Below are 20570 nucleotides of genomic sequence, written 5' to 3'. Positions count from 1 at the left end.
GCCACCCTTGCATATCATAGAAGAATCTTATTTACAGACTTTTTCTCACAGTCTCAATCTGGATACAATTTCAACTGCATCGTTGATACACGCTGTGTTTATCTCGTTTACTGTATCATTCATAAGAATTTAATTGGTTATGTTTATTGTGATGATAGAGTAGCCTTTGTTTTGAACATCTTCCTTGAAAGATTTGTAAACGATACTGTAGATTATCATATTCATTATGTCGGCGTAGATTCTTTAGATGAAGAATGTATTGAATGCAGAAAATACTCTGATTATTGTGAACATATTTTACCTGCTTTCTGGATAGATGACGATTTTTGTGAATAATGAAACACTGGTGTTTGGTTATTCAAAATTTAAGCTGATAGATACTGGTGTTAAGTATATTAATCCGAAGCATTTTTCCGTAAAAAACTTTGTAAAGTATTGCAGATTCAATAAAGAGTGAAATTACAGTAAAATAAAAGATAGTTTTTTCGTTCCTTTGTTATGCCATTGTTCTACGCCGGAATCTTTTCTGCCATCTCCGGCAGGCACTTCTCAAATAATTCCCGATATCTTCGATACCCTTCATCCCGGAGTGGACCTTGCAGTGATGTCAGAGACCAAAGGAGAAGCTCTTCCTCTTCCACAGCATACGGAGAGGTATAGACAAATTTTTTCCCGTCAAAATGCGGTTTTGATAACTTCAGTATTTCCGTAATCTCTCCTTTTGTTTCCGCCTGCATAATCATTTCCACTTTCTTCCGATGGAACTCGCAGACGATGCTCTCCAGAAATCCCTGCTTCAGATAAAATTCCGCCCTTCTATAAAGTTTTACAAGAGCCTCCACTCTTTCATCAAATAACTTGTCCTTTTCACTGACTATCATCTGTGCCAGTGCGTTTGCATGTTCCATAACCAATGCTGTTCCCATTACATTTCCTCCCATAATAAAAGCTGGCATAAGAAATTTCTTCTCACACCAGCACGATTCTTTTATTCCTCTGTGATGATCTCACTGCTTAATTTTCCATGTACCAGATAGCGATAATTCCGTCTGGAATTGACACAGGTAGACAGCGTAACTATCCGATCCGTTGCCGACAGCTCGGTGCCGGTATCATAATCCCTATAAGAAGACACCGTATCCAGAAACGTCTGAAAATCTTCCGCTTCCGGGAAATGATACCTATATCCCTCACTTCCGGTTCTTCCCGCATAGCAGGAAAAGATACGATACTTGAGGATCTTGTCCGGCAAATAGAGATAAAACTCCGGATGTTGTTCAAATAGCTCTTTGTCTTGATACTTATCCAGAGTTCCGAACATGCTCCCGTTTTTCATATTATGCCCGTACACGATCGTATTCTGATCCGTAAAGTCCGGCTGATTATGGCAGTCCACAAAGATGCTCCCGTTGATATTGGATTCTCCCGAAAAAAGGTGATGAAGATAATATGCATTATCTTTCCCCTGTACCACTGGATAACTGATATCCAGTGCCGGAATCTGAATCCACGCTATGACATCCGGATTAACCGCTTTTAAACCTGCAAAATCAATTTCCAGATACCTATTCTTAGGTTCCTCCTTTTCTTTCTCAGGCTCCGGTGATTCTTCTTCCTCTGGTTCCTGAACATATTCCTGCAGTTTCTCGTAACTTACGTCCCCTTTCTGATACTTCAGATAAGCACCAAAGAGTTTTCCTGCCGCTGCGAGAAAAACAAGCAACAGGCAGATAATGAGTCCTGCAAGAACCGTATTTCCTTTTTTTCTCATGATTGTTCTCCTTTCGGAAGAGCCGAAGTCTGTGCCCCGGCTCCTTCCTTCTGTTTGATGGCGGCTAAATAGTCATCAATCCCCTTGTGTTTCCCGTTCCACTCCCCGCTCTCGTCCATATCCCAGACCATCCGGTTCATCGGCAGGGAAAGCTCCCGGCAGATTTCATAGACCTTATTGCAACCGTTCTGGATAATCCTCCGTTTCTCCGCCTTATGCTGGCAGATAACAGGGGAACGCTCAAAACAGACCGCACACTTACTGTCATGATGATTACAGGCTACTTTCATCTTCTTATCCATGTCATACGCCTCCAAAAGCTGTTTCATCCCATAACCTTTCATCCGTTCCAGCACTGGTTTTAAATTCCGATACTGATTCACTCCGGCAACACATACAAAGGTCGCACTGGATAGATAATGGGCGATAGTTCCTTTTAACGCCCCTTCTGTCAAATAGACTCGTTCAGCATGAAGATCACCGATGACATGTACCGGACTTCCAGAGGAAACTCCCTGGTCATAATTGACACTGGACAGCCAGATATATTTTTTCGTGTCAGTCACATGATCTACCCGGATCTGAAAACCCTGGATGAACCCGTCCAAAGAAACTATGGGAATCAGGATTCCTGAGTTTTCTGCTTTGAAGTTAATCGTCCAGTTTCCGTCTGTATCCCGGTAGAATCCCGGCACGCCTTTCACCCTATATCCTTCTTCTGCCAGCCTTTTGACCAGCTTCTTCATTCCAAACAGCGGGACACTCCGGTAACGCTGTGCTTCGATCTGTTCCGGTTTTAATCCCCGTCTTTGCAGATCCTCCTGATGCTTCCTGTTAAGCGTGAGCATGGACAGCATTCTCTGATACGTCCGATGGATTTCCTCTATGGGTGCAAGCTCTGCCGTTGCCTTTTCTTCCTGTACCGGCGTTGCTTTGATATAATCCGTCCGGTATTCTCCTTTTCCTAATGCTTCCCGGATCTGCTGATTTGCTTCGGAGAGTGTAACATTGTGCAAATCCGCATAAAGCTTCAGCATCCCCCCGGACGCATCACAGCGGTTGCACCGGAATACATTCTTTTCCACATTGATATTGAGTTTTCCATGCGTCTCTCCACAAAACGGGCAGTCATAATAGTTTCCCCGCCGCTTTCTGAGATGCAGCACCTGCACCACATCCAGTATTCCATAATCAAACCCAGACATATCATAATACATCCCGGTCTCTTCCTCCTTTCCCCCACAGAAAAAAGCTCTCTGCGGGGTTCTTCCTTAACCAGCCATCGGCATTGCTTTTTGTAAAATTACCTTTGCTGCCGCCGGAACCAGATTGTTCGGTCCGGAATATTGCTCGGCAAACCACTGGATCGTTGACGGGCTTTCAACTGCCACCTGTCCCATGGTCTTTCCGCCGTATTTTCCCTTTCCCGGAATCACAGTCCCGACTGCCATTTCATAGTTCATGTGTTTCATCAGTTCTTCTACCGGAAGGGACGTATCCAGATTCTGTAATGCTCCCTGCAGCATCTGTCCGGTCTTTGGCGGCGTAGAGGCAGCCGGAGCGGAACCGTAGCCAGGCATTTGTCCACTGCCATGGTAAATGGTGCTTCCCGCCGCCTGTGCCTGCTGATAGAACTGATTCATCATCTGCTGACCTGCATATTCCGACTGGCCTGGCATCTCTCCATAATTTGGCATAGCCGCCTTTGGCATGACACCCGAATCCGACATGGCAGCATTTGCCATGGCATCTGAATCCGGCATCTGTGGATTCTGATATGGAATTCCGGCATCTACCTGTGCAGGATCATTTTCCTCTCCCACATCCGCAAACTGCACACCATATCCAGCATCCGATAATGCCCTTCCTACGGCTGCTGTTTCCGCCATTTCCAGAAATTTGTCTCCAAACTTCGGATCATCGCTCCGGAATTTCTGTGAAAAGGAATTGGCTACATAATTGTCTTCCTGATCACATTTATCCAGATAGATACGTGCTTCCACAACTGCCATATTCTCTGTGAAAGTGATAATTCGGCTGATGATCTTTCCTGCAGGATTGACCAGACGAAACCAGAGCTTCCGGTATTTCACATCCAGATAAAGCTGCTCCTCCTGCCCTTCTTCTCCAATCTTTCTTGCCAGTTCCATCGGATGGAAGCCATCCACACGGTTTAAAGCGGCAACTGCCTCTGATTTCTTATACAATAATTCTTTCATTCTCTGCTCCTTTCATTTAGAAAAGCAGACGTTCCCCTATATAAGAGTAATAGTCCGCTTATTTCAAAAATTGAAAAATATTTTTAAACAACAAGTTTTAACTGCTCCATTTCCGGTTTCTGTTCACTCTGATACTGATCGTAATACTGTACGATCCGCTCACTCAGAATGGTGTTCCTTGTCCCGCTGTCATCCGTATGGATTGCCTGACAGACTGCAGCCCATTCCCCTACCAGATAAACCTTGCTTTTCGCTCTGGTCACTCCGGTATAGAGAATATTGCGCTTCAGCATCATATAAAAGGCTTTTACCCAAGGGATGATGACAACCGGACATTCGGAACCCTGTGCCTTATGGATGGTTGTTGCGTTAGCATGTTCGATCATTTCCATCTGGTCAGCTTCATATTGCACCTGCCGCCCATCCGGGAATCCGATCACTGCCCTGGCATTTCCATCCTCATCCGTGATACAGTCCAGTATCCTGCCCAGATCGCCGTTACTCGCCATCTCGGTATTTTTATTCTGTAAAATCTTATCGCCAACCCGGAACACCTGACTGCCGATATGCAGTTCCTTCTTCCCTGCGATTGGCGGATTTACAAAATCCTCCAGAGATTTGTTCAATTCATCCACTCCGGCAGCACTGCGTTTCCGATACGGAGTCAGGATCTGTACCTGATCCATGCCGTTTTTTGCAATCTCGTCCAGATAAATCCTCCGGACAATCTCTGCCGCTTCATCTGCTCCTTTACAGGCAATGAACTGAAAATCCTCCCCAAAGCTCAGATTAGTCTTATTCTCCTGCATCAGTTTTGCATTATAAGGTATGCTGCTCAAAGCGCCCTGCCGGTAAACCAGATCCAGTACCGTGACCGGAATCAGCCCGCAGGCAATCAGTTGCCGGAACACATCCCCGGCTCCTACGGATGGAAGCTGGTTCTTATCCCCGACTAAAAGGACTCTGGCATGTCTGCTAACCCGCCGGAAAAATTCATAGGCAAGATGCATGTCCACCATGGACACCTCATCTACATTTAGAAATCCGGCAGACAGGTACTCAAAATCCGGTTCAAAATCCGTATCATCTCCCAAAAGCCCCAGGGCCAGATGCATCGTGGATGCATTTTCACAGCCGGTACTCTCCACCATACGTCTTGCCGCACGTCCGGTCGGAGCCATAAGCTGTACCTCTGACCTGCATAACGCCTGATGGATATAGAGAATCACCTTGAGAACCGTTGTCTTTCCGGTTCCGGGACCTCCGGTAATAATACTGATGGGATGTGCAAACACCATCCGCACTGCCTGTTTCTGTGTTTCTGACAGCGTGATCCCCAGTGTCTTCTGTGCCTTTTCCAGCTCCGGTTCAATGGACAGCAAAACCGGCTTCTCCAAAAGCCGTCTGGCTATCATGGAAGCGGTCTGTGTTTCTTCTTCATACTGCCGGATAGAATAGATCCGTTCTTCCTCCACAACAATGCTTTTTTGCAGCACCAGCCGGTAAAGCACCTGACTGACATCCTGCTCCGATACTGCCATGACCTGCAGATCCCGGTTCAGCATTTCCAGTGCTTCCCTGATAACCTCCTGACGCTGCTTAAACAGATGTCCTTCTTTCATTGCCTGATTCATGATATGTCCGATGCACCCGGATATCCGCATGGGATCATTGAGTGCACAGCAGCACTGTCTTCCGATCGCATCCACAGTCAGAAACCCAAAGCCTTTGACTGCACTCAGCATGTAAGGGCGGTGCCGGATAATATCCACCGATTCATTTCCGAATTTCTTCAGAATCATATTCACTTTTTTGGGTGTTACCTTAAAAGGCGCCAGAAACGTCATCAGTTCCCGGAACACCTGGTTTTTTCCATAGGACTCCACAATAGCAGCCAGCTTCTTCTCGGAAATTCCACGGATCTTCAAGAGTTCCTGCGGGTTGTTTTCCATGATTTCCAGTGTCTGAAGCCCAAACTTCCGGAAAATAGTATCTGCCATCTTGGGACCGATACCTTTGATTGCACCGGAAGAAAGGTATCCTAAGATACCCTCCTTTGTCCGTGGTACAACCTCCATGAAATTTTCCACCTGATACTGAGTTCCATGCTCTCCGCTCTCCCATCTGCCTTCCATCTCAAGCTCAATCTCGTCTGTAAGCGGAAGACCGAATCCAATCGCTGAGAAGCCGATGATATTCCGGGATGCCAGATATTTGTCTCTGGCTGACAGGGGGACAGACGTATCCTGTGTGGTGAATATGGCAATCGTATACCCATTCTCCTCATTCTGGAAAATCTTATGTTTAAATCTGCACCTCATTGTTTATATCCCTCCAGCTTTTTATCCGCATCCGTTCATTTGGTTTTCTCATTACGCCGCCTCCTTCTTAATTCGGAAAGTACGGCTCTCCGTTGTTTTTGTATATTCCTCATAGATATCCGGATGCTGGTTTTTCAGCTTCTCCATCTGGTCTTTCCCAACCGAAGTACGTCTGGTCGGATTATAGGTAATACGGTAACGGTTCGTACCGTCCTCCAGCACTGCCTTGCAGCCCTGCCCCAGCTGTTCCACAAAAGGAACACTGATTGCCCGCTGTTCTGCTTCGATTTCCTTTTTCCGTTTTTCCAACTGTGACTTTTCCTCCGAAAGGGTAAGATACTTCTCAAGATTTTTTGATTCCAGACCGGAAAGCACAATTTCCGGAATAGATTTGTCTGCAAAACCACCATAATTACGGATATTTGCCAGAACCAGATCGGAATTCCCGTTATGCGGCGGTACTACATTTTTCAATACATGTTCCTGCCAGAAATACGTTTCCTGATCAATGATGTCTTCTTCCTCAATCAGATCACGCTCAATGGTGCGATACACAAACTCATTCTCGTTATTTCCATACAGGCATGCGATAAAGGCTTTCTGCATATTCATCACAGACAGATAATGCCTTACCTGCAGCACATAATGAGCTGGAATACCCTCATCAGCCCACTTATCTTTCGCATTATAATTGCAGGTTTTACATTCCAGAATCGCAAATGTCCCATCCGGCATACGAACAAAAAAATCCACATCTGCAAGCATGAACGGATATAATGGATGCCGGAACATGACACGTACCGGAAATACTTCCAGTCCGGTCTTTTTGGAAAAGATTTCTGCCACCAGATCTTCCAGCCGGTGTCCGACTTCCTTGGCAACCCAGTTGCTTTCCTCTTCCTCCTGAATGACCGGCTGCACACCTGTTTTGTTGTAAAACAGATCCCGGATAGTGGCAAATGGAGAGATCCCCATGATTGCCGCTACATCACTGCCGCCGATTCCTTTTTTGCGGTATTCCAACCAGTCTTCTCTTGACAGGTTACTGATATCCACAACCTTTTCCGGTGTATACTCTGCTTTGTTATTCATTCCAATTCCTCCTAACATTTGACTGCTCCATAAACGTCATATTTTTTCCAGTCTTTTATAAGCGCCTTCGTAATATCCTCCTCCAGCTTCAGGATGCCCTGTCCGGACATTCCTTCACAGGCTGCAAAAAAGGAGGCTTCATTCATGGCATAATAAAGATCATGTGCCGTACAGGCACCTTCCCCGTTCTGGGATACAAATAGCTCCACCACCTCATTCCGGATCTTCTGTTTAATGCCAAGTTCCTTCATCAGCAGCTTCAGGCAGTTCACCGGATTACGGATCTCAATGTCCATAAGCTGAGTAAGATTCTTCATCGCATCCACATAGCGGGCGCATACCTGCTCCAGATTTTTCCGGAAGTCCAGAATCGTTGCCCCTTTATCGTGAGCCAGCTTGATTGGACTTCCCAGACTGATAACGCCGTTTGGTCCGTCTGTCAAAAGCATCGGATACAGATTTGCACCGCTCGCTGCCACGTCAGATGTGGTAAAACGAAGTGCCGGTGACAGGATCTTCTCATCCATTCCGTGTGCATCCAGTGCTTTTCGGTAAGTATCCAGAAGTTCCTGACTTCCTCCGAGCTTCCACATGGCAGATACAATGGAATGGTCATAGATACCAGAGCCCTCCATGTAAACACTGCCTTTGAAATTCAGATTCAGATATTCGCAGGTTGTCTCAAACATGGCTTTCATATCAAGGATGCAATAATCATGTTTATCCCCGCCATGTACTGCGGAAACCTTTCCGTCCGCAATCTTAATCAGGGCATCCCCTTTTGCAACCCGCAGGCAGTAATTGACTACCTTCGCATATGTTGCCTTATCCAGCTTGCGAAGCCCGTCTCCATTGACACCTGCGCGGCTTAAAATGGTGCGGATGGCACAGTCACGTACCGGATAGGATTCTCCTCTCATTTTCAGTACAAGCTGCGTATTCTTCTCTGTATCCTCCAAAATTTCTTCCATGGATGCATCTGCCGCATCCAGATTTTGAGCCTCCTTTTCCAGTGGTGCCAGCCGTAACGTATTCGTTGGCTTTCTGATCCATTTGGCATTTCTTCCTCTCTCTGCCAGAAACTCCAGCAGATCTTTTACTTCTGCAAAGGATCTCTCAAATCCATCTGCATACACTCTTGCTTCATTCATGTTCTTATTCCACCTTTCTTAAAATAATATTTATCCATCAACAGCCGAAGCTGGTTGTGGCATGCAACTATGCCGAAACCTAAATGTAAGCACAAAAAAAGAATGAAAAGAGAGTCTTTTCTCTGTTCATTCTTAAAAGTCTGGTTTCTTCCTGAAAAAACAAAAGTGCCACGCAGCCAAAAAAGGCATACCGTGACACTCACTACAAACATAAACTACTTATGCCAGGAATCAGCTCCTGCTGTTTCCTGTAAGTTTGGAGATTCTTATGAATCCCGAAACTCCCCAAAAAGGGTGTGCATAAAATAAACTATATCAGTATACTAGCACAAGATATTCCTCATGTCAATTCAGGCTTATACTATATATGGTGTTTATATTTGTTCAAAATACTACATCTATTTTTCTACTACGAATTCAATCTTCTCTTTCAGATACTCCCGGCAGCCAAACCGAACCGTTCCACACTGCTTTGACTCCTCTTTCGCCTTTTCATTACAGCAGTCCAAGTAGGGACAATCGTTACATTGATTCCGCAGTGCTTCCTTCGCCCATTCAATTTCCTGCTCATTTCCTATAATCCGCACAGACATCCACTTCCTTTGCTATCATCATACCCCAAAATCCATTTTCTATCATCCATAATTTCTTTTTTGTATCATTTTAGTAAATTACGGTTATATTACGGAATAATCACTATATTTCAAATATATCTCTATTTTATTCCGTAATTTGCTGTAAGTAAATAGTTTAAAATGTGGAAGAGAGGTGTAAATGTATGGATAAAAACTTTATTGGAGAACGCATCAGCGAACTGCGTTTAAAGAAAAATGTATCTGAATATCAGATGAGTCTGGATCTTGGCAAAAATAAAAGCTACATCCAGTCCCTCACTTCCGGACGTTCTCTGCCTACCATGCAGAGCTTTCTGGATATCTGTGACTATCTGGAAGTCACTCCTCAACAGTTCTTCGATTCAGAGCTGCACAATCTTCCTCTGATTGACAAAGCAACTGATCTGATGAAACAACTCGATGACGAGGATATGCTTGCGCTCATTTCCATGCTGAATCGTCTGGCTCTAAAACGCAAATAGATTTCCGTGGCTGCCAAATCAAGGCAGCTTTTATTTTTATCATTTTTTCTTAAAATTTTTCAATCTTAAAGAAAAGCCCCCTATTCCTTAATTGAATGGGTAATATATCCATTCGCCGTACCTTGAAAACAAAAGAAATCTTTCGGGAGATTGATATAGGTGACTGCAGATAGTTTGCATCTTCGCACGCCTGCAGCTTAATAGTTACAAAGTAACACCGTTTTACGTGGCCGGAACGGGCATAGGAACTGGCTTCTGAAAGAATAACATAGACTTTTGGGATTTTAGCTTATAGCGCTTTTATTAGAGAACTTTTACTCAAAATTTGATATAATAATAGACAGGTATCAAGTTGATTCCCTGTCTGTGGAAAGGAGATTCATGATAACTGTAACAAAAAGGGATTTGATTGAATTAGGCTACGGTCCTTCCTTTGCTGCTGATATTATCAAAAAAGCAAAGGAACTTATGGTAGAAAAGGGGCATACCTATTATCAATCCAGAAAATTAGACAGGGTTCCAAAAGAAGCCGTTGAAGAATTATTAGGGATTACTTTGCCCGATAAGCAAGAATGATCGTGCTTTTTGCATTTTAGTAAGGAGTGAAATCATGGCAAAAGATCCAATTAAAAAAGCAGAAAACGGCACTTATTATTTTCGAGCCAACCTCGGATATCATCCTGTAACCGGAAAACAGATTCAAAAATACCGCAGCGGATTCTCAACAAAAAAAGAAGCCCGTGCCGAGTATTCCAAATTGATTCTTGCATCAACGGAAGAATTAGCTGATAAGAAGGAAGACATTACCTTCAAAAAGTTTATTGAAGAAATCTATCTTCCGTGGTACAAAACTCAGGTGAAAGAAAGTACCTACAAGAATCGTTACTCGACCATTCAAAAACACTTTGCCTATTTCTACAAGAAGAAAGTGTCCGAAATAGAAGCGATAAATGTACAGACCTGGCAGCTCAAGTTGGCAAAACAATTCAGTCCAAACTATGTACGCATTGTTCAGGGAATGTTATGTTTAGCTTTTGACCGGGCGATTATCCTCGGACTTGCAAAGAAGAATCCTGCCCGCATGATCGGCAATATCAAATCTAAAAAAGTAAAGATCGACTTCTGGACTTTGGAGGAGTTTCAGAAGGTAATATCCCTGCTGTACAAAGGTGACTACTACGAGCACTATCTCTTCATCTCGTTCTGGCTTTTATTTATGACTGGAATGCGTATTGGAGAGGCTGCCGCCTTACAGTGGGATGATATTGATTTTGAAACAGGTATGCTGATTATTAGTAAAACACTGTACTATAAAACAATGAATGACTACAAATTCGTTGAACCTAAGACGCAGGCAAGCAACCGTACCATTTATATTGATGCTGATACCATCAAGGAATTACAAGAATGGAAGGCGGTCCAGGCAAAGGTTTTACCAAATTGTGGATTCGTACTGAGTTATAACAGTACACCCACCAGCAAAACAACGCTTCCAAGAGCATTAGAGAAATTGGCAAATTTAGCTGGTGTCCACAGAATCAAAATTCATGCCCTGAGACATTCGCATGCTTCCCTGCTTATCAGCATGGGCGAAAATCCACTGCTGATTAAAGAGCGTCTTGGACATGAAAAAATACAGACGACACTAGGAACTTATGGTCATCTGTATCCAAACACCAATATTGAGATTGCAAAGAAGCTGACCGGGGTTCTCAGCTACCAGTCAGCTTCTCAAAGTATTGCTAATTATACCAGTAATCAGCATACTGCAATGTATCACAAAGAAATATAAAAATGCAATGATAATGCAATTTCAAACACCCAAAGCCGCAAAGCCCCGTGGTTACGGGCTTTGTAGCCCAGCGTCAACTATTCAAACTCAATCGTACCCGGCGGCTTGCTGGTCAGGTCGTAGAATACGCGGTTAACGCCTTTAACTTCGTTAATAATGCGGTTCATAACCTTATTCAGTACTGCATACGGAATCTCAGCAGATTCAGCTGTCATGAAGTCGATGGTCTTCACTGCGCGGAGCGCTACAGCGTAATCATAAGTTCTGAAGTCACCCATAACGCCTACACTTCGCATATTTGTCAGTGCTGCAAAGTACTGGTTCGGCATCCATGAAGGATCTTCACCATGTTCTTTCTTATACTCAGCTGCAGCATTGTCTACCTCTTCACGATAAATGAAATCTGCATCCTGTACAATACGAACCTTCTCTGCAGTAACTTCACCGATAATACGGATTCCAAGTCCTGGTCCTGGGAATGGCTGACGGAATACCAGTCTCTCCGGAATTCCAAGCTCCAGACCTGCTTTACGAACCTCATCCTTAAAAAGGTCACGGAGCGGTTCAATGATTTCTTTAAAATCAACGAAATCCGGAAGTCCGCCTACATTGTGGTGAGATTTGATCACTGCGGACTCTCCGCCCAGACCACTCTCTACAACGTCCGGATAAATAGTTCCCTGTGCCAGGAAATCTACCGCACCAATCTTCTTGGCCTCTTCTTCAAAAATACGGATAAATTCTTCACCGATGATCTTACGTTTTGCTTCAGGCTCTGTAACACCTGCCAGCTTGTCATAATATCTCTGCTGTGCATTGACGCGAATAAAGTTCAGGTCAAACTGACCGTTTGGTCCGAATACACCCTCAACCTCATCTCCCTCATCTTTACGAAGAAGACCATGATCTACAAATACACAGGTAAGCTGCTTACCGATTGCTCTGGAAAGAAGTCCTGCTGCAACGGAAGAGTCAACACCACCTGACAGGGCAAGAAGAACTTTTCCATCCCCGACCTTCTCGCGGATTTCTCTGATAGTGTGCTCAACAAAGGCATCCATTTTCCAGTCTCCGGCACATCCGCATACACCAAGTACGAAGTTGGAAAGCATCTTCTTTCCTTCTACTGTATGAAGCACTTCCGGATGGAACTGGATCGCATACAGCTTCTTCTCCTCATTCTGTGCAGTTGCTACCGGACAGTCTGCTGTGTGAGCAGCAATCTCAAATCCTGGTGCAACCTGAGAAATGTAATCTGTATGGCTCATCCAGCAGATTGTTTTATCAGATACGTCTTTGAAGATTTTGGAATCTGTCTTATCTACCAGAACCTCTGTCTTTCCATATTCGCTCACATCTGCTTTCTCAACTTTTCCGCCCAGAACATGCATCATAAGCTGTGCACCATAGCAAAGTCCCAGAACAGGAATACCAAGCTCAAATAATTCTTTATTGCATGTAGGTGAATCTGCCTCATAGCAGCTGTTCGGACCACCGGTAAGGATGATTCCCTTAGGATTCATTGCCTTGATTTTCTCAAGATCGGTCTTGTATGAATAGATTTCGCAGTATACGTTACATTCTCTCACACGTCTGGCAACCAGCTGATTGTACTGACCGCCGAAATCCAGTACGACGACTGTTTCTCTTTTCATGTTTTCCTCCTTGTTTCTCATTATTTGTAACTGTAAAGATATTGAACCGTTACCATTGAATTTTATTATAAATTACAGTTCGGATTTTTACAATGCTTATTTTCAGTTTTCCACCTTGTGTTTTCTTCCTACGTTATTGTTCACTCCGTTCATAGTAACGTAGCCAAAATTCATTCCAGATTGCCTGCGGCAATGGAATTTTGGCTTGTATGTCTCGGGATTTTGGCATATTCATGCCAAAACACCTCGCGGGATAGTGGTGTGTGAACAGTAATCTTCCTTCCAGTTTATAAGTTTTTTAGAATTTAATCACGTTTTTTTCAACAGTCCATCACATTTTGCTCACAAATTCCCTGTATATTAATAAGCAAATAAAGCAAATGCTTTACAAACAGGTTGCAAATGCTTTTTCACATAGATTTTTAACTTTTTTCTTTTTCATACTTATGCCGGGCCGCAAGGTCCGGCCCTCCTTCTTTTTACAGACCTTTGCAGGTCTTTTTTTCTTTTTTATAAGTTTTTTAGAATTTAATCACAATTTCTTCAACAGTCCATCACATTTTGCACACATTTTCCCTGTATATTAATAAGCAAATAAAGCAAACGCTTTATTTATAATAAAACTTTTTCTTTTTCATACTTGCCGGATCGCAAGATCCGGCACTCCTTCTTTTAAAATGTGAAATCCCGCTCACAGTAAGACACAACTGTGAGCGGGATTTTTGTGTTACCGCAGAGAACTAGTGTGCCGATAAGTTGATTCTTGAAACAATCTTGCAGGATAAATTTTCTTATTTCAAGGCGGAGGAAGGAGGCGTAGCGGTGGCTACGGCGACCGACGACAACGCGGAAATAAGAAATTTAGACGCAAGATTGTTCGAGAAATCAACTTGTTGGCACACTTACTTGATTCGGTTAAATTCCCATTGTAAGAATCTCCATCAGTACCCCAAGCAATGACGGATTCAAATTCATGGATACCAGAACAGGCACTGCCTCTGTGCCCAACTCTTTCACTACTTTATAAACGTCTGTCTTCTGTGCATAGGTAATCTGTGCTTTTTCCAGAATCTCATAGACCTCTTCTGCATAGTCTCTCTGATAAACAGCTGCATCTGCCGCAAAAGTAATCTTCACCTGTGCATCTGCCGGCACATCCTTCAAGATCACTATTGTTCCATGAAGTTTCTCATCCTCTGCGAACTCTGCATCCTTATATGCCTGTCCGTTTACAGTAACCTCCTGCGGTTTGTCTTGAATGTTGCAGAAGCGGATCTTCCAGGAACGTTTCTGCGGGATCACTGCTGTATTTCCCTGTGCAGCTTCTACAATAAATACTGTTCCATTCTCATCTGCAGTCTTCGTCATTCTGGTGGATACCCAATTCTCATCCAGGTCTTCCGGTGTGTCCCCACCGTCTTCCCAGAGTACAAATTCTCCTGATTCTCCAGGATATACAAGTACTTCCAGTTTCTCAGGATTCTCAGTGGAATTATCATATCCTTCCATGTCCTTCAGTGGAATGATGCTGCCTTCACGCACAAGTACCGGCATCTCATAAATATCTCTCCAGAGATCCACTTTTCTGCCGCCCTTATATGCTCTTCCGTTAAAGAAATCATACCAGATTCCCTGCGGAATCCATGTCTTTGCGCCTGCAAGTCCTGTTACCGGATCCAGCTTATCTGTGATTGGAGATACCATCATCTCTGTGCCGAAATAATAGTTGTTCGGTACTTCATAGGTTTCCTCACGCTCCGGCTCCAGATAATACATCGGCTGTACTAGCGGCAGTCCCGCTCTGCTTGCACGACGGTTCATGGTGTAAAGATACGGAACTAGCTTATGACGCAGTTTCAGGAAATTCTTCATTACTGTTTCTACAATCTGGTTGTATTTCCACGGTTCTTTTCCATTAAACGGGTTATCTGTGCTGTGCAGACGATTCATTGGTGAAAAGACTCCAAGCTGTACCCACCTTGCAGTGAGCTCGTCGTCTCTGTATCCAAACATATGTCCACCGATATCATGACTCCACCATCCAAAACCGATGTTGCTGGCATTTGCTGTGAAATATGGCTGGAATTTCAGACTTTCCCAGGTAATGACCGTATCACCTGAAAAACCAACCGGGTATCTGTGGCTTCCGGGTCCTGCATATCTTGAGAAAGTCAGCGCACGTTTTCCTTTCCACTTGCTGTCCAGATAGTGATAGTGGTTCAGCATCCAGAGCGGATCCAGTCCCGGAACCTTGGTTACAGTTCCCTGCTGCCAGTCAAGCCACCAGAAGTCTACTCCCTCTTCTTCCATCGGATGATGCAGTTCCTCAAAATATGTCTCAATGAATTTCGGATCTGTCATATCAAAAAGTACCGGTTCCTTACTTGCAGGATCAATTCCCATCTTCTCTGCAACTCTCGGATAGGCTTCTTCATAAGCACGCACTCCATCTGCCGGATGTACGTTCAGTGTGATCTTATATCCATGTTTGTGCAGCCAGTCCATAAATTCAGGCGGATTGGGGAAAAACTTCTTATTCCAGGTATATCCTGTCCATCCGCTTCCATATACAGGAGGTACATCCTCTACCAGATGCCAGTCCATATCTACAACTGCAACAGAAAACGGCACTTCTTCTTTCTCAAAACGCTCTACCAGTTCTTTGTACTCTGTCTCTGTGTATTTGTGATATCTGCTCCACCAGTTTCCGAACGTATATCTTGGAAGCAGAGGTGTTTTTCCACATAATCTGTAAAAATCCTGCAGACATTCCACATATCTGTGACCATATCCAAAGAAATAAAAGTCTGCTCTGTTTCCCTGACGTGGCTCTACCATTCCATCTTCGCCCATAGCCATTGTGTGGGAATCATCCAGCACTGAAAAACCGTTTCTGGACATAATTCCATGACTCAGCGGAATCTCACCGTCTGCTTCATCCAGGGTTCTGGCTGTTCCCAGCAGATCTTTTGGTTCATCACCATAATGCCACACGCGCTCGCTGGCTTTTCCACCCGCTACACGTATCATCAGACCGCTTGGAGAAAATTTCTGCCTGTCATAGTGGATTTCCAGGTCTTTGGTGTAAATATGTAATTCCTCACCGCCATCGCTCACCCTGAATTCCGGCACCGGGAAATCACGATTGCATACCATCTGTGTTGCTCTGTCCTCAAATGCTCCGTCTTCGCTGTACTCAAAACGGATCAGGGCAGTTGTCAGCATTGTAATCCTGAAATGATCGCCCACGATCACAGCTTCCTTTCTGCATACAGGATTACCTTCCAGCACAAATTTCTTTAAGTTCATAAAAGCTTTTCCTCCTTTTACATCAACAACAGTTGTAACAGCTGCTTTTATGTCTATTTTAATCTTCTGCAGTCTGATTGACAACGCCTTTTTTCAGCTACTGAACATTTATATGACATATACTTGTGATATTATTTTCTAGAACGTGTCTGAAAGATGCTTTACGCAAGATGTGCGTCACAATTTGCAGGAGATTTTGGGAATGATTTTCCAAACACACTCTAAAGCAGCTGCCGAAGAGGACGAATGATAATCCTGAGCACGCCGTAGTATAACTTCTTTTTCCGATTCAACACTTTCCCCTGGTACTTTGCGCCTTCGGTTTCCTGACCGTTTGCAAGTACCTCTTTGCTTTTTTCCATATAATCTGATTCTGTTTCGTGAATCTGCTGATTCAGTTTTTCGCTGTCAATTACCAGCATCAGTTCCGTATCCAGATAAGTACTTCGCATATCCAGATTATAGGAACCTACTACTGACAGACGGTCATTTATCAGCACAGCTTTTGTATGAACCGGATAATCATTCATCAGTTCATACACATCTGCCCCTGTTTCCAGAATTTTCTTTTTCTGATTAAGATAATCTGTACAGCCCCATGGATTAGAGCCTTTTTCCACTGCATTCAGCACGATCTGAAGCTTTGCATGATCTGAAATCCCCTGCAATACATCATACATGTAACCATTACAGATCACATAAGGAGTCTGTATTATTACATGATCTGCATTTTCAGTAAGATACTGAATTGTCTGGAGAACCTGCGGTGTTTTTCGTCCCGCCTCAATTCCATTATTGATCAGAGTGATCTTGTTTGCTTCTATCGTATCCTTTTCCCATGCACTGTAGGTTTCTATATCATTGTACCTTTTCAGCAGAGATATGTAAATTTCTTCCATGTGCCGGCATGCATCCGTATATCTGGAAGATTGTTTGCCGTTTTTAATGCTCACACAGCTTTCCTTCCATATTTTATGGAAATAATCCTCAAGCTGGTTCAGAGACTCTCCCTGTCCTTCTGATGTATCATACACCAGGATATCTCTGTCTTCATTAATGCCTTTTGTCTGATCCCCCAGAAAGATATCATTGCTGTTGCGTCCGCCCAGCAGATACATTTTCTCATCCACGATCAGATATTTATCATGCATGCGATAATTCACCTTAAACAGATTGACCGGTGTCACCGGATTGTAAACTCCCACTTCCACATTCTCATATGATGCCAGAGCCTGGAAATCGCTGCTTCCAGCCAGAAACAGTTGCTGATAAATTCCATCGATCAATAACTGAATCTTCACACCTCTTGCCGCAGCGCAATTCAATGCGGCAAGAATTTTAGTGCCATTATCATCCGCGCGTAAGTCAAAGGTAGACAGTACAATGCTCTCCTTCGCAGTGCCAATCATACGAAGCCTCCACAAAAGTGCCTCTTCATTATCGTCAATGCAGCAAATCCTTTCTACGCCTGCTGTCTCTGATGTAAATTCTGTCTTTCTCAGACTTTCCACATATGTTTCGTCCGGTTTCCTGCAAAAAAGAGGTGAAAGTATATTTACCAGCACCACGATCAGCAGGAAAAGGCAAAATATTTTTCCTGTTCTTTTTAGTATTTTTTTCATTCGATACCGTAACCTCCTTTGACCAGACCGGAACCCAGATATTTGACTTATTCCTCTTCTTTCGACAATACACTGAGTATAGAGTATAACATAATCAGAAGCCGTAGTGCATCTTTTGATACGAAAAGCGTTAAAATCTTTTCACAAACCCTTTTCTTTTTCTTGCAATGTCTTATATGTTTCCGACTTATAAAAATTCAATGTCATCAACTCTTTCCAACAGGGAGGGATTTCAATGTTATCAGGATGGTTTGTATAAAGTGTGATGACTGGTTATAAAGAGAGTTTATCTGCATCTTGCACAGCAGTCTTCTCTCCTGCATGAAGATATTTACCAGCTTGACCCTGTGTTCTTCAAGCGCTGTCAGCAGCATAAAATACTTTTACGCCCTTGTGGAACTTTCTCCGCAGGGGCGTAAATACTTCATTTCTTTCTATTTCCCAGACACCTTTATTTTTCACTTTCCCGTAAAACATAAAAAACACCGTCCCCGCGGCAATCGCTTTGTCCGCAAAAACAGTGTTCTTAGTGCGCCTTCAGGGGTTCGAACCCTGGACACCCTGATTAAGAGTCAGGTGCTCTACCAACTGAGCTAAAAGCGCATATTCTTTTGTTTTTCTTTGTGTTGAAGTTTTGCATCACCCTCAACGCAAGTGATATTATATATAATAGTCGTTTAAATGTCAATAGGTTTTTTCAAAAAAAATCAGATTTTTTTCTATTTCATTTATTTTTCCTTTTTTTCGTCGTTTTGGGACATTTTGTTAAGTGTTTTATTGACCTCTTCTGCGGATTTCCGCAGGCGGTTGAAGGTATTATCAAAGTTTTTGTGTTCATAGCGGAATTGTAGCATCTTATTATGGAAAGAACTTTTTCGTTTCACTGGCTGACTCCTTCGGGGCGCGAAGCACCCCGAAATTTTCTTATACTATAATATGCACTGCCAGCCACAATAGATAGTCAAATGAATAATCGCAATCCACTTCACTATGGAATTGCCATAAACCAGATGATTGCTCTGCTTCTTTATCTGTGACACTCTCTGGAAATCACCATCTTACAGATTGGATTTCCCATAGAAGAAAATTTCTCTTCATATTCTGTCATAACATTTCCCTGTACCATCTCTTCATTATGATGCAGATCAAAGGTAAAAGCTTCCAGATTCCATCCGGCTTCCTCCACTTCTTCCAGGGAAAATTCAAACAGTTCCTTATTATCTGTCTTAAATTCCACTTTTCCATCCTGAACCAGAATCTGGTCGTAACGTGCCAGGAATTCTCTGGATGTCAGGCGACGTTTTGCATGGCGGGCTTTTGGCCATGGATCGGAAAAGTTCAGATAAATCTTATCCACTTCACCTTTCTCAAAGATTTCCGGCAGAAGTCTGGCATCCACTCTCATAAAAAATAAATTAGAATAAACCTCTCCATTCTCCTCTAGTTCCTCCCTCTTCTGCAATGCGCGAAGAAGAACGCTGTCATACATCTCGATTCCTATATAATTGATATCCGGATGCAGCCGGGCCAGATCCATAAGAAATCTTCCTTTTCCCATCCCTACTTCAATATGAAGAGGCTGCTTTTTCGCGAAAACCTCCCCCCAGTGTCCTTTCTTTGTCTGTGGCTCCTGCACCACATAAGGGCTCTCCAGAATTGCATCCTGAGCTCCCGGAATATTTCTTAATCTCATAAAAATCTCCTGTTCCTTTTCTTATATCTCCAGAGCGTGTTTGAAAAATGCTTTACGCAAGATGTGCGTGCAATTTCCTGCCACCAATAAACTACCATACCATACTCCTAACGTCAATTACATCCCGGACAGATATTTACAGGAGATTTCTTTAACTTGTCTAAAAAATAACAATTTTTTCCTTTCAGAAAAAATTTAGATGGTTTTTTTTTATAAAAGGGTGTATGATATCTAACAGATATTACTATTTTTCGCATAGTAAATCTGAATTTTTTGTAAAATTTTGACAATCAAGGAGGTTGAAGATGGAGCAGATACTTAACAAATTATCTGAAATCGAGCTTACAGCCCAACGCATCATGGAAGACTGCGACCGGCAAAAGCAACAGCTTTCTGAAGAGGCAGAACAGAAATGTAAAAATTATGACAGACAGCTGGAATCCCGGACAGCAGAGCAGATTCGACGGATCCGTCAGCAACTGGAAGAAGAAAAAGATTCCCGCCTGGCACAGTTACGTGCAGACACAGACGCTACCTTTTCTTCACTGGATGCTCATTACGAACAGCAGCACTCACAACTTTCCAGAGAATTGTTTGAGAAAATACTGGCTATGTAAAGATCTGTCTCAAACGCTAGAGCGTGTCTGAAAAAGGCTTTCTGCAAGATGTGCGTCACAATTTGCGGGAATGATTTTTCAGACACACTCTAGTACATCGTTTCGTAAATAACTATACCAATCGCGTAGGATGCGGATTCGAGTGTGCAGGTCTAAAAACGCAGGCGTAGCGGGCTACGCTGAGGCTTTTAGACCTGTGCACTCGGATTTGCAGACAAGTGAGTGGTATAGT

18 protein-coding genes, 1 tRNA gene and 1 pseudogene are annotated in these 20570 nt (G+C 43.4%); 6 read left to right on the top strand and 14 right to left on the bottom strand.

What is annotated here, in order from left to right; all coding sequences use genetic code 11:
- Positions 1-336 (top strand): hypothetical protein (locus tag LJE12_RS11200; protein WP_331466142.1); only part of this gene is annotated, 336 nt, incomplete at its 5' end.
- Positions 337-509: 173 nt separating this feature from the next.
- Here LJE12_RS11200 and LJE12_RS11195 read toward each other — a convergent pair.
- From LJE12_RS11195 to LJE12_RS11160, 8 genes are all read right to left on the bottom strand, one after another.
- Positions 510-926, bottom strand: a complete 417-nt coding sequence (locus tag LJE12_RS11195; protein WP_020436703.1) for a hypothetical protein — start codon at positions 924-926, stop codon at positions 510-512.
- A gap of 62 nt (positions 927-988) precedes the next feature.
- Positions 989-1771, bottom strand: a complete 783-nt coding sequence (gene srtB, locus LJE12_RS11190; protein ID WP_117887981.1) for a class B sortase — start codon at positions 1769-1771, stop codon at positions 989-991.
- Positions 1768-2988: a CHC2 zinc finger domain-containing protein gene (locus tag LJE12_RS11185; protein WP_119246869.1), complete on the bottom strand. Its 1221-nt coding sequence runs from the start codon at positions 2986-2988 to the stop codon at positions 1768-1770. Before LJE12_RS11185 ends, srtB begins: the two co-directional genes overlap by 4 nt.
- Positions 2989-3042: 54 nt before the next feature.
- On the bottom strand, positions 3043-3990 hold the full coding sequence (locus LJE12_RS11180; RefSeq protein ID WP_117887979.1) for a hypothetical protein: 948 nt from the start codon (positions 3988-3990) through the stop codon (positions 3043-3045).
- A gap of 83 nt (positions 3991-4073) precedes the next feature.
- Entirely contained in the window at positions 4074-6311 is a 2238-nt protein-coding gene (recD2, locus tag LJE12_RS11175; RefSeq protein WP_005333356.1) for an SF1B family DNA helicase RecD2, read from the bottom strand.
- Positions 6312-6362: 51 nt separating this feature from the next.
- Positions 6363-7421: a YqaJ viral recombinase family nuclease gene (locus LJE12_RS11170; RefSeq protein WP_005333354.1), complete on the bottom strand. Its 1059-nt coding sequence runs from the start codon at positions 7419-7421 to the stop codon at positions 6363-6365.
- Positions 7415-8554 carry a hypothetical protein gene (locus LJE12_RS11165; RefSeq protein ID WP_005333353.1) on the bottom strand — a complete coding sequence of 380 codons (1140 nt, stop codon included), beginning with the start codon at positions 8552-8554 and terminating at the stop codon, positions 7415-7417. Before LJE12_RS11165 ends, LJE12_RS11170 begins: the two co-directional genes overlap by 7 nt.
- Positions 8555-8952: 398 nt before the next feature.
- Positions 8953-9141 carry a 2-ketoisovalerate ferredoxin oxidoreductase gene (locus LJE12_RS11160; RefSeq protein ID WP_425458801.1) on the bottom strand — a complete coding sequence of 63 codons (189 nt, stop codon included), beginning with the start codon at positions 9139-9141 and terminating at the stop codon, positions 8953-8955.
- A 191-nt stretch (positions 9142-9332) separates the two neighbouring features.
- Between LJE12_RS11160 and LJE12_RS11155 the strand changes: the two genes are divergently transcribed.
- From LJE12_RS11155 to LJE12_RS11145, 3 genes are all read left to right on the top strand, one after another.
- Positions 9333-9650, top strand: coding sequence for a helix-turn-helix domain-containing protein (locus LJE12_RS11155; protein WP_005333350.1), 318 nt, complete (start codon positions 9333-9335; stop codon positions 9648-9650).
- A 381-nt stretch (positions 9651-10031) separates the two neighbouring features.
- On the top strand, positions 10032-10226 hold the full coding sequence (locus tag LJE12_RS11150; RefSeq protein ID WP_005333349.1) for a DUF3173 domain-containing protein: 195 nt from the start codon (positions 10032-10034) through the stop codon (positions 10224-10226).
- Positions 10227-10260: 34 nt separating this feature from the next.
- Positions 10261-11442, top strand: coding sequence for a site-specific integrase (locus LJE12_RS11145; RefSeq protein ID WP_005333347.1), 1182 nt, complete (start codon positions 10261-10263; stop codon positions 11440-11442).
- Between the two features lie 77 nt (positions 11443-11519).
- Here LJE12_RS11145 and guaA read toward each other — a convergent pair whose 3' ends face one another.
- The 5 genes from guaA to trmB all read right to left on the bottom strand — a co-directional run bounded on the left by guaA (position 11520) and on the right by trmB (position 19721).
- The gene (gene guaA / locus LJE12_RS11140) at positions 11520-13097 is read right to left on the bottom strand and encodes a glutamine-hydrolyzing GMP synthase (RefSeq protein WP_008705330.1); all 1578 of its coding nucleotides are present in this window, start codon (positions 13095-13097) and stop codon (positions 11520-11522) included.
- A 915-nt stretch (positions 13098-14012) separates the two neighbouring features.
- Entirely contained in the window at positions 14013-16406 is a 2394-nt protein-coding gene (locus LJE12_RS11135; protein ID WP_227226963.1) for a glycoside hydrolase family 31 protein, read from the bottom strand.
- Between the two features lie 221 nt (positions 16407-16627).
- Positions 16628-18028, bottom strand: a complete 1401-nt coding sequence (locus tag LJE12_RS11130; protein ID WP_118593208.1) for a phospholipase D-like domain-containing protein — start codon at positions 18026-18028, stop codon at positions 16628-16630.
- Positions 18029-18558: 530 nt separating this feature from the next.
- Positions 18559-18631 (bottom strand) — tRNA-Lys (locus tag LJE12_RS11125).
- 424 nt (positions 18632-19055) lie between these two features.
- Positions 19056-19721 carry a tRNA (guanosine(46)-N7)-methyltransferase TrmB gene (gene trmB, locus LJE12_RS11120; RefSeq protein ID WP_118330485.1) on the bottom strand — a complete coding sequence of 222 codons (666 nt, stop codon included), beginning with the start codon at positions 19719-19721 and terminating at the stop codon, positions 19056-19058.
- Positions 19722-20026: 305 nt separating this feature from the next.
- On the opposite strand from trmB, the gene LJE12_RS11115 reads away from it, so the two are divergent.
- On the top strand, positions 20027-20338 hold the full coding sequence (locus LJE12_RS11115) for a hypothetical protein (protein ID WP_119252765.1): 312 nt from the start codon (positions 20027-20029) through the stop codon (positions 20336-20338).
- A gap of 9 nt (positions 20339-20347) precedes the next feature.
- On the opposite strand, the gene LJE12_RS21085 is transcribed toward LJE12_RS11115, so the two are convergent.
- Complete coding sequence (locus LJE12_RS21085) at positions 20348-20410, bottom strand: DUF6783 domain-containing protein (RefSeq protein WP_368205631.1); 63 nt, start codon at positions 20408-20410, stop codon at positions 20348-20350.
- Here LJE12_RS21085 and LJE12_RS21080 point away from each other — a divergent pair.
- Positions 20382-20450, top strand: a pseudogene (locus LJE12_RS21080) (DUF6783 domain-containing protein); the annotation flags it as partial. The gene LJE12_RS21085 and the pseudogene LJE12_RS21080 sit on opposite strands and share 29 nt — an antisense overlap.
- Positions 20451-20570 lie beyond the last annotated feature (120 nt).

Source organism: Blautia sp. DFI.6.71 (genome assembly GCF_020593585.1).
In the GTDB taxonomy this organism is placed as follows: Bacteria; Bacillota; Clostridia; order Lachnospirales; family Lachnospiraceae; genus Blautia_A; species Blautia_A wexlerae.
Note: the sequence above shows the minus strand (reverse complement) of the source record. Positions and strands in the feature narration are given on the sequence as shown.